The organism is Peloplasma aerotolerans, assembly GCF_030012175.1.
Lineage (GTDB): Bacteria > Bacillota_I > Bacilli_A > Acholeplasmatales > Acholeplasmataceae > Peloplasma > Peloplasma aerotolerans.
Window position 1 is genome coordinate 20,786 of sequence record NZ_JASCXW010000022.1, and the last position, 10,618, is coordinate 31,403.

The following is a 10,618-nucleotide window of genomic DNA, read 5'->3' on the forward strand; positions in this document are numbered from 1 at the left end:
ATGCGAAGTGTATCTATTGTTGCTTGGTCAAATATCAAGAGAAGAAAAGTCCAATCAATTTTAGTCATATTGACCATGATGGTTTCTATTGTTTTATTTAGCACTTCTATAGGAATACTTCAAAATCAAAATGACCCTTTTGAACAAATGTTTGAGAAGCAACAAGGTTCTCAAGTTGTACTAGATTTTGATCAAAGACATACTGATTTAGATATTTTTGTTTCATGGTGGAAAAGCCAAGATGAGATAGTAGATGTAATCACTTACCCTTACATGATGATTTCGGATTCAATCGTGCATAATGGATCAACAAAATCGATGGGTTCTGTGATGATCACTGAACGCGTAAATCATGATTATCAAACTGATTTGCTTACCTTCGTTGAAGGTGCAAAAAAAGAATATCCTGGTGAAAATGAGGTCTTTATTCCTACGGGATATGCCTATAATTGGAATATTGAATTAAATGACCAATTAATAATATCACTAAATGGAGTACCGGTATTATTTAATGTAGCAGGTATTGTTGTAGATCCACAGTATAGCGCAACGTTAACTTCACCATCGAGAATATGGGTTCAAGACAGTACATTAAAAAACTATTATACAGATGTTGAACTTCATCAGTCTTTGGTAAGTATTAGATTTCATGATTATAGTGATTATGAAACATTAATGACTAGATATGAAAGTGATTTTGGACATCCATTTTTTGGGTTTATTTATGACTATGATTTTATAGCTTACATGTATACTTTTGTCGAAAGTATTATTGCAATGATTATGTTAGTATTTTCAATCATTATCCTAATCATTTCAATCATTGTTATTGTTTTTACAATCACAAATGGTATCCGTGCGGATTTAAAGCAAATTGGGATTTATAAGACACTAGGATTTAGTAAAAAACAAACAACACAAATTTATGTTTTTCAGTACGTTGTTTTGTTATTTTTTGCATTACCTATAGGGCTTTTCTTATCATATAGTCTTATACGATTGATTTTAAAACAACTTGCGCAAAGTGTTGGGTTAAACTCAATCTCACCCGACTATTTTTTAATTGGGATAGTTACTTCAATAGTGATGTTGTTTTTGATTGTTTTGAGTACCATTTTGAGTTCTAGAATGGCAATCAATATTAAACCAATTGAAACAATAAGATATTCTGTTTCGGAAAAAGTAAATAAGAAAACCAATATATCATTAGCTAAGCTAAAACATATGAATGTATCATGCATGATAGCAGTCAAGAGTATACTTTCAAATCTTAAGCATTCAATATTTATATTCATTTCAGTTGCTGTATTATCCTTAGTTTTTACATTTTCATTTAATATGTACCATTCAATTTCTAAAATGAATGATAATCTTTCAATGTGGGGATTTGATGCTTCTGAAGTGTTTGTGACTACAGATTCAAAAAGTGAAGCAATGGATTATGAAACATTCATCAGTACATTTGCAAATCATTCACAGATTTCTGCAATTTCACTTCATGGAGTTATGGTTGATGCTAGTATTGCTAGTCAAGATGATATCTCATCTACAACTGCACTTGGGTTTGTTTATGGCGGTGTCTGGGATGATATTGGGCTTACAAATATAAAAGGGTCTAATCCTTTAAACAACGATGAAGTATCAATTAGTTACTTGACAGCAGAAAAATATAAGAAATCTGTTGGAGATCAAATAGTCTTATATGTAGCAGGTATAGAAAAAACTATGAAAATAACAGGTATATATCAATCACTGAATGCTGGCGGTTGGGGATTTAGAGTTAAGGCAGAATCAGTGATTGAAATTGATCCGAATTATGACTTGCCTAGATATTTGATTAAACTTAATGATAATGAAGATGTCAATTACTTTATTGATGAATTTAATGCCCTACATGGGGATATATATACAGCTAGGAGTGTAAAAGATAGCGGAGAAATTAATGTTGATCAAATTGTAGTAATGATAGGTTTAGTCTCTGTCACATTAAGTTTAATTTTTGGAGTGGTTTCAGTCATTATTATTTTCAATTTCATGATGATGTATATATTTGATCACCATAAAGAGTTCGGCATTTATAAAGCAATTGGCATGGATGAAAAAACCTTAAGAGACAGTTTAAGAATAAAAATAATTTTTCTGTCTTGCTTAGGCGTCATTATGGGAATTCCATTAGCGCTTCATCTGACCCCCGTATTATTAAGTTTGTTCATAAACAATATGGGACTTGCACGGTTTCCTTTTGAAGTAAACATTGTTTTTACACTATTTGTCTTTCCTTTAGCTGTACTCATTCAACTGTTTTCTGTGAACATTGCGACCAAAAAGCTCAAGTCAATAAATTTGAGAGAACTCATTGTTGATTAAAAAATATGTATATAAAAAATGAAAATTATCGATTCGTTCATAATGGTTGTTATAGGATTGTTATTTAGGAGGGAAGAAATGAAAATGCTAAAAATAATACTGATTATCATAATTGCAATTTTATTGATTGCTGCACTTGTAATGGTTGCACTAGTAATTAATCATCAAGTCAAATTAAAAAAAGAATTAAAGTTATATCAACCACTTGGAGAAATGGTTGATATAAACGATAGAAAAATGCATATATATGTTGAAGGTGAAGGTGAGAATACTTTTGTCTTCCTGTCAGGGCATGGAACAAGCAGTCCAGTCTTGGATTTTAAACCCTTATGGAGCAAACTTGTAGAGGAAAACAAAATAGTTATAGTCGAAAAATTTGGATATGGATTCAGTGATTCTAGTGGTAATAAAGATATTGATAATTTACTAGAGAATACAAGAGAAGCTTTATCTGTATTGGAAGTAACGGGGCCTTTTGTTTTAGTTCCGCATTCATTATCAGGTCTAGAAGCCATCTATTGGGCACAAAAATACCCTAATGAAGTCAAGGCGATTATTGCTCTAGATGCTTGTACTCCAAAGACGATTGAATTGTTACCTATACCTTCTAAAACACAGTTAAATCTCGTATATCTTATTTCAAGAATAGGGCTCTCAAGACTCATGCCAGATGAGGAGTTGAAGCATACACTACCACTTCTTGATTCAAATGAGATTACAGAGCATGAAAAGTCTGTTTATAAAGCGATGTTTTATAGAAGTTCTTTGACCAAGGACATGCTAGCAGAACTCAAGAGTATGGATGCAAACGCTCAACATGTAATAGATCAACCGATACCTAGCGATACTCCAATGTATTTCTTTATATCAAGTAAACAAAATGACGATGTGCCTGGTTGGACTCAAACGCTTATTGAGTATTTAGAATCAATTAATTTTCAGCAATCTATGATTTTGGATACTTCTCATTATGTACATCATGAAATGTCCGATGTAATTTTTAACGAAATGATTAACTTTTTAGAAGCGATATAATGGGAAGATTAAAAACACTTATCTAAAGATATGTTGCATTTTATAAGGAAATATAAGACTCATTATGAAATTTAATCAATTGATTAATGGAGTTAGTCGATTTATTTATCAATTATTTAATAAAACTTTTATAGACATATAATCAATGCTATAATTAACATAATCACTAGCAATAAAAAACAATGAAAGGATGTATAGTTATGGAAAAATTTATCGAATTATTACCACTTATTATCCCATTGTTATTAGTTCAAGTAGTTCTTGTCGTATATGCATTACTTGTGCTTAAAAAAACGAAGAGAGTACGTGGGGAATCTAGATTGTTGTGGATACTTATTATTGTGTTCTTGAATTTAGCTGGGCCAATTATTTTTCTGATTTACGGGAGGTTAGATGATGACTCTAGCAGTGATGACGAATGATTTAGTCAAAGATTTTAACGGAATCAAAGCAGTCAACCAATTAAATCTTAGAGTTCCTGAAGGGGCTATATATGGTTTTTTGGGACCGAATGGTTCTGGTAAAACAACAACATTAAAAATGTTAACTGGAATGACACAACCAACTTCAGGAACTATCGAAGTTTTAGGTGAACCAATGCTGTTTGGAAAGCAAAAAATCCAAGACAATATTGGTTTTCTTCCAGATGTTCCAGGCTTCTATGATTGGATGACAGCGCATAAATTTTTAATGTTTTGTGGAGAACTTTTTCATATACCCACTCCGATATTAAAAGATCGTGTTAAATCATTATTAAAAACTGTAGGACTTTCAAAAAGTGCGAAGAAGAAAATAGGCACTTTTTCTAGAGGTATGAAACAACGACTTGGCATTGCCCAAACTTTAATCAACGAACCTAAAGTTATATTCTTGGATGAACCAGTTTCTGCTTTAGATCCACAAGGTAGAAAAGAAGTAATTGATATAATTCAAAACCTTAAGGGGAAAGTTACAGTCTTTTTTTCAACACACATACTATCTGATGTCGAACGTATATGTGATCGTGTTGTTATAATTAATGAAGGTATGATTTTATTAGAAGATACAATTGAAAACATTAAGGCAATGTCAGATACTAGAGATATTGAAATTGAATCAGACAATGCAACAATACAAGCTCTAAATGAGATGATTAAAGAAGAAAGATTTATAACAAATATTGATTTGAATCATCAAATAATGACTTTAACTGTCGATGATTTAGATGTTGCAAGATTGCATCTAAACAAGGTCATTCATGAAAATAAGATTATGATAAAAAAAATGATGATTAAAGAACCAACGCTTGAAGACATATACATGAAGGTGGTGAAACAGATATGATCAATTTCTCATTTTTAAAAAAAGAATTGATGGAACTGATTCGTACACCAAAATTGATTATCATTACATCTGTTTTTGTGTTTTTTGCTATTATAGGGCCATTAACCGCTAAATATATGAATGAATTACTTGCGATGTTTGCATCGGATATTGAAATCAGTTTTCCTGATCCAACACACTTACAATCATGGGAACAGTTTTATAGTAATATTACATCGATATCAATGATTGTATTTCTTATATTAATGACTGGAACAGTAGTATCAGAAAAAGCTAAAGGTTCTGTCTATTTAGTTTTAACGAAAAATGTCACACGATCATCTTTTATTTTATGCAAAATACTTGCAGGTTTTATACTTTTTACAGCTATGTTTCTAATTTCTGTTTTAATCAGTTGGTATTACACATGGATCTTGTTTGATCAAGTCATTTATGAGGGGTTATTTTTATCGTTACTCTCAATCTATGTTTTAGGTATATTTTTTACCATGGTTGCTGTAACTATAAGTATATTATTTAAGACCACCACACATGCAGCATTGGTAGCCTTTGGAGCATATGCTTTTTTAAACATCCTTACGATTTTAACAGATTTAAATCGTTTTAATCCTGCAGGATCAGCATCGCTTGTTATGAGAAAACTGATGGGAGATGCTGTTACACCTTTAGTTTTAACCAATATAGTAACATCTATCATATTGACTGTGATTTTGATTTTCATATCGACACGTATTTTCAATAAACAAGAGCTATAATTTTTACTAAGAAACATTTGAAGATTTAAACTAAAAAATTGGCAACAGACAATTTCAAATTGCTGTTGCCAATTTTATCATCGAAAACTACTAATTGTGTATAACAAGGATTAACAAAATTATTCTTCCTTAAATCGGTAACCCACACCAACTTCAGTCAAAATATATTCATGACCGATAGAGTGAGATTTAAGTTTTTTTCGTATAGAAGCCATAAATACTCGTAAAGATTGGTAATCATCTTGGGTTTGATAACCCCATATTTTTCCTTGAATAAAACTGTGAGTTAATACTTTTCCCTGATGGACAACTAGAAGCTCAAGTAATTTGAACTCTATAGGTGTCAAATGTATTTCTTGATCATCTATTTTCACCATGTGTTTATCAAAATCGATAACTAAATCTTTAAAAATAAACTTTTGATCTTCGAAAGTTTTTTCTTGAGTTCTAAGTGCAACACGTATTCTTGCCAATACTTCACTTATATTAAAAGGCTTAGTTACATAATCATTAGCTCCGCGGTCCAAAGCAAGGACTTTATCATTTTCTCTACCTCTTGCTGAGACGACGATAATAGGTGTTGTCTTTATTTTTCTAACTTCATCAATGACTTGCATCCCGTCTATATCAGGCAATCCCAAATCTAGAAGAATGAGATCGGGGTTTTGATTGAGTATTATGTTTAATCCAATAGTACCCTGCTCAGTGCCACTAACTTGATAACCATTGGTTTCTAAAGCAAGTTTGATAAATTTCAAAATCACTTTATCATCTTCAATGATTAGAATATGTTTCATATTCGTCATGATTTATTACCTCCTAATATAGGGATATTGAAAGTGAAAGTTGCTCCATGATTGTCGTTATTTTCGACACGAATCTGGCCACCATGAGCATCGACAATAGCCTTACAGATGCTTAATCCGAGGCCAATTCCTCTTAGTTTATCACCCTTTTTAAAATCGGAACTAGCAACAAAGTCTTCGAATACGTGATCTATATGTCCCTCAGGGATACCACCACCATTATCTTCTACAATAAAAGTTATATCTTTTTCTGATTTAGCATAGGAAACGATTATTTTAGAATCATCGTTTGTGTGATGAATTGCGTTGTCTATTAAGTTAGTTAAAACTTGAATTAAAAGTGGAATATCTGCATAGACTGAATCTAGTTGATTTTGTTCTTGAAATATGAGTTCGTGATGATTCAGTCGATTATTTACTCTTTGATGAAGATCATTAAAAATATCTTCAATGAGTTCATAGGTAGGATGCAAAATAAGCTGATTTGCTTGTAGCCTTGTCATACTTAAGACATTTTCTACGAACTCAGCAAGTCGACTTGTCTCATTGTTAATGTCAAGAAGAAGATTTTTCTTCATTTGGTCGTCAATGAGCTCATAACTGTCATATAGAAATGAAGAGCCGGTTTGAAGTGTTGTTAAAGGCGTTCTTAAGTCATGAGAAATACTTCTTAAAAGAATACTTTTTATGCGCTCTTTTTCCATTTCTATACGAATGTTTTCTTGTTCCTCAGAAATTTTTTCACGCTCTAAAGCTGTTAACATATGTAACAAGGCTGTTTGAATAAATTCTTTTTCACGTTTTTTTAGAATGTCTACAGTTGTATTGACAATTAATACACCAGAAACATCTTTTTTACTTACAAAAGGAAAAATAACATAAGGTAGTTCAGTAAACTTGTTCTGGTCTTTTCCACAAATGATTTGATTATCTATAGAGTAGTTGATCTCTTTTTTCATGTGATCAATTTGAATTTCTTGGTCACCATAAGTTATCATTTTTTTAGAAACACAAAAGAGTAGTTCTCGATTTAGATTCATTTTTAGGTGTTTTAATTCAATCTCAACAATTTCTTCAAGGCTATTTGCATAAAGAAGTTCCTTACTTATTTGATATAGTAAATCAATTTTTTTGGCATTATCTCGAGAAGAGTAAATCTCTTTTTGTAAAGAAGTAGTTAATGTACCTAAAATAATAATTGAAATCATGAAAATGATTAATGTAACTATATAATTTGCATCATCGATGATAAAAGTATATTTTGGTTCAGTAAAGAAAAAATTAAAGATTGTAACTAAAAGAAAAGTAGAAATGATACCAAAAACTACTTTTCTTGTTTCAACGATGATTAACATAATCGATACGATATAAATAAGAAGAATATTTTCTCTTCTCAATTCCAATTGTTCAAAAGCGAAAGCTAATAAAGTTGAGAGTATGAGCACAACTGCTAAAAATATATACTTATTAGATTCTTTTTCTAGCATCATAAAACCTTCCTTTTTGATAAGTCCATTCCGATTTTAGTCATTGCTATAATTAAAACATAAAACTCAAGTCTTCCAATAAACATCCCAACGATAGTAGTCCATAATATGATGGGGTGTGATTGATAAGATATGATGCCTATAGATAAGCCCACTGTACCTAATGCAGATGAGAATTCAAATAAAGATTCTTCGAGTGTATATCCAAACGATGAGAATATCAATGTACCAAAAACCAAAGTTAAAATATACATAATGATAAATGACTGGTTATTTTGAGCATCTTCAGCTGTTACGATGACATCTTTACCATATTTTTTTATATAATTTGTGTGAATGGTGCGTTGATGAGACATTTTGTCGCGAATATTCCAATATAAGTTTTTAACTGATAAAGCAACTCGATACTGTTTGATTCCGCCAGAAGTAGATCCTATTCCACCACCGATTATCATTAATATTATAACACAAAGATTGATAAGATAGGGTAGTCCTGAAAATTGGTCTACAGTTTGAAATCCCGTTGTTGTTACCGCACTTAAGAATTGGAAAAGTCCAACTCTCAAGTTTTGGAAAAATCCTCCATCATTTGTACTCATCATCGATGATGTAATTATTGGGATAAAGAAAATAATAAGAATAAAGAATAGTAAAACTTCAATATGATGAAAAGCTTTCTTAAATTTCGCTTTAAAAATGAAAAGATGAATGATTAGATTAGTGCTACCTAACAGCATTAAGACCATTGTAATGATTTCAATAGGGAAACTTTGATAGTGACCAATAGATTCTGCTTTGGTTGAGAATCCTCCTGTTGATAGACTTGCGATAGCATGGTTGAATGCATCAAAAATAGACATACCAAAAATACTATATAATAGTGATCCAATTACAATATATATTGCATAAATTGAAAGAATGAGTCTTGCAGAGCGAGCGAGATTAGGCAATAATTTATCATTATGACCTTCAGCATAATATAAACGCATGCCATACTTATCAGATATTGCAGAAGTAATAACAAGAACTAAACCCACACCACCAAAAAACTGCAGTAAACTTCGAAATAGTAAGAATGCTTTCGAAGCTTGTGTAACATCAACTACAGTAAGCCCAGTAGTTGTATAGCCACTTGTCGATTCAAATATAGATTGAGTAAAGTTATACTCACCACTGAACATGAATGGGAATGCTGAACAGACGATTGCTATCACCCAAACTAAAAATATGAGTAGAACATCTTGATGACGCTCCAGTTTAGATGTTTCTTTATTTCTTAATAGTTGGGTGAGTAAATATCCTATAATGATGGCTGAAACACCAGGAACAATAAAATATTTCGCTTCGGATACATTTTCTCCATAAATGAAAATAGCAAACAAAGGCAATAAAATTATAAGTCCAATCATCATCATAAAATAACCCAGATAACCAAATAGTAGTGGATATCCACTTACTATTTTCTTTTTAGGATCCATTATTAAGCTCTTTTCTTTGAATAAAGTCAATAGCATTTTGATGATGGTCTGGTGTGGTTGCTATTACTAACTTGTCATCTGGTAGAATTAAAGTGTCTCCGTTCGCAATAATGACGTCAGGCTCTCTATATATACAACTAATGTTTAAATAAGAAGGAATTTCAGCATTCTTTATAAGTTTATTAGATAATACAAACTCTTCATCAACAAGAATTTCTAATATGACTATTTTCTCGTTTTCAATGGATATAGTTTTAATGAAATCCTCAACGATAGATTCATTTTTTATACTTTCGCCAAGTAAATAAGTAGAACATATAACGCTGTCAATACCCAATACTTTAAATAAATCTACTCTTTTTGGATTTCTTACAACACTAACGACCCTTTTAATATTGAAGAGTTTTTTTGCTGTGATGCAAGCTACATAGTTGTCTATATCATTAATAGAAAGTGCAATAAAAACATCAGCATTCCAGACATCAGCATCTTCTAAAACATACGCCTTTGTTGGATCACCACATAAAACAGGGATGTGATTTGAACTACTCATATAATCTCCGAAGTTCTTATCTGAGTTTATAATTGTAATTTGATGTTTATCTTTTTTAAATTTTCTTACAATAAAATCTGCCTCATGAGTACCATTAGCGATGATTATTTTCATGATGATTTTCTCCTCTCATGCTCATAAATTGTTCAAGCGATAGAATAAAAGGATAAATAGCTTGAATTGTGGTGTTTTCGATTAGTTTCCCTTTGTCAGTGTCAGAAAAGCGAGCATAGATATTTGGCACATCATATATGTGAAAACAAAGGTGTGCGATAAAAAGATTGATATTGTCGCTATCTGTTGTGATGATTACCTCTTTAGCCTCTTTAATTAGAGCCTCATTCTCAAGTATTGATAAGTCTGTAGCATCTCCAATAACATCATAACCACTATAGGTGTCAGAGAGTTTTCGAAATGATGTACCATCCTTATCAATGATTAAAACGTCATTGCCCTCATTGGAAAGCATTGCAGCAATGCTTGCACCGAGTCTACCGGAACCAATAACGACTATTTTATTTTTCTTCATGATGATCACCTAATACTTGAATTGTTTTGATGGTGTTATAGCAAATATAAAGTGGTCCCAATGTTGTATCTACTAAAACGAATTGATCTAGTGATCGAATTACTTTACCTATAATGGTTACAAACCCAGAAATCGAATTTAACGTGATTTTTACTTTTTGTCCAATTAATTCTTCCATGATAATACCTCCTTTGTACATTCTCATCTTAGACTTTTTTGTATTAAAAAGGTATATAGGAATAGCAACGAATGTATAAAGATTGTATAAAGATTAGTAAAATATTA

General features: G+C 31.3%; 11 protein-coding genes. 5 read left to right on the forward strand and 6 right to left on the reverse strand.

Annotation, left to right across the window (positions count from 1 at the left end; translation table 11 throughout):
* The 5 genes from QJ521_RS06760 (at window position 1) to QJ521_RS06780 (ending at window position 5,480) form a co-directional block, all read left to right on the forward strand.
* The gene (locus tag QJ521_RS06760) at window positions 1-2,367 is read left to right on the forward strand and encodes an ABC transporter permease (RefSeq protein WP_282839688.1); all 2,367 of its coding nucleotides are present in this window, start codon (window positions 1-3) and stop codon (window positions 2,365-2,367) included.
* Between the two features lie 78 nt (window positions 2,368-2,445).
* Window positions 2,446-3,402 (forward strand): alpha/beta fold hydrolase, encoded by a 957-nt coding sequence (locus QJ521_RS06765; RefSeq protein ID WP_282839689.1) that lies wholly within the window; start codon window positions 2,446-2,448, stop codon window positions 3,400-3,402.
* Window positions 3,403-3,602: 200 nt separating this feature from the next.
* The gene (locus QJ521_RS06770; protein WP_282839690.1) at window positions 3,603-3,824 is read left to right on the forward strand and encodes a PLDc N-terminal domain-containing protein; all 222 of its coding nucleotides are present in this window, start codon (window positions 3,603-3,605) and stop codon (window positions 3,822-3,824) included.
* Window positions 3,796-4,725 carry an ABC transporter ATP-binding protein gene (locus QJ521_RS06775; protein ID WP_282839691.1) on the forward strand — a complete coding sequence of 310 codons (930 nt, stop codon included), beginning with the start codon at window positions 3,796-3,798 and terminating at the stop codon, window positions 4,723-4,725. Before QJ521_RS06770 ends, QJ521_RS06775 begins: the two co-directional genes overlap by 29 nt.
* Window positions 4,722-5,480, forward strand: a complete 759-nt coding sequence (locus QJ521_RS06780; RefSeq protein ID WP_282839692.1) for an ABC transporter permease — start codon at window positions 4,722-4,724, stop codon at window positions 5,478-5,480. The genes QJ521_RS06775 and QJ521_RS06780 overlap by 4 nt, the downstream gene beginning before the upstream one ends.
* Window positions 5,481-5,599: 119 nt before the next feature.
* On the opposite strand, the gene QJ521_RS06785 is transcribed toward QJ521_RS06780, so the two are convergent.
* From QJ521_RS06785 to QJ521_RS06810, 6 genes are read right to left on the reverse strand one after another with little or no spacing between them, the layout of a single operon-like run.
* A complete protein-coding gene (locus QJ521_RS06785) occupies window positions 5,600-6,286 on the reverse strand; it encodes a response regulator (protein ID WP_282839693.1) in 687 nt (228 codons plus the stop codon).
* The gene (locus tag QJ521_RS06790) at window positions 6,283-7,776 is read right to left on the reverse strand and encodes an ATP-binding protein (protein WP_282839694.1); all 1,494 of its coding nucleotides are present in this window, start codon (window positions 7,774-7,776) and stop codon (window positions 6,283-6,285) included. Before QJ521_RS06790 ends, QJ521_RS06785 begins: the two co-directional genes overlap by 4 nt.
* The gene (locus tag QJ521_RS06795; RefSeq protein ID WP_282839695.1) at window positions 7,773-9,251 is read right to left on the reverse strand and encodes a TrkH family potassium uptake protein; all 1,479 of its coding nucleotides are present in this window, start codon (window positions 9,249-9,251) and stop codon (window positions 7,773-7,775) included. Before QJ521_RS06795 ends, QJ521_RS06790 begins: the two co-directional genes overlap by 4 nt.
* Window positions 9,241-9,918 (reverse strand): potassium channel family protein, encoded by a 678-nt coding sequence (locus tag QJ521_RS06800; RefSeq protein WP_282839696.1) that lies wholly within the window; start codon window positions 9,916-9,918, stop codon window positions 9,241-9,243. Before QJ521_RS06800 ends, QJ521_RS06795 begins: the two co-directional genes overlap by 11 nt.
* The gene (locus QJ521_RS06805; RefSeq protein ID WP_282839697.1) at window positions 9,899-10,333 is read right to left on the reverse strand and encodes a potassium channel family protein; all 435 of its coding nucleotides are present in this window, start codon (window positions 10,331-10,333) and stop codon (window positions 9,899-9,901) included. The genes QJ521_RS06800 and QJ521_RS06805 overlap by 20 nt, the downstream gene beginning before the upstream one ends.
* On the reverse strand, window positions 10,320-10,511 hold the full coding sequence (locus tag QJ521_RS06810) for a hypothetical protein (RefSeq protein ID WP_282839698.1): 192 nt from the start codon (window positions 10,509-10,511) through the stop codon (window positions 10,320-10,322). The genes QJ521_RS06805 and QJ521_RS06810 overlap by 14 nt, the downstream gene beginning before the upstream one ends.
* Window positions 10,512-10,618: the final 107 nt, after the last annotated feature.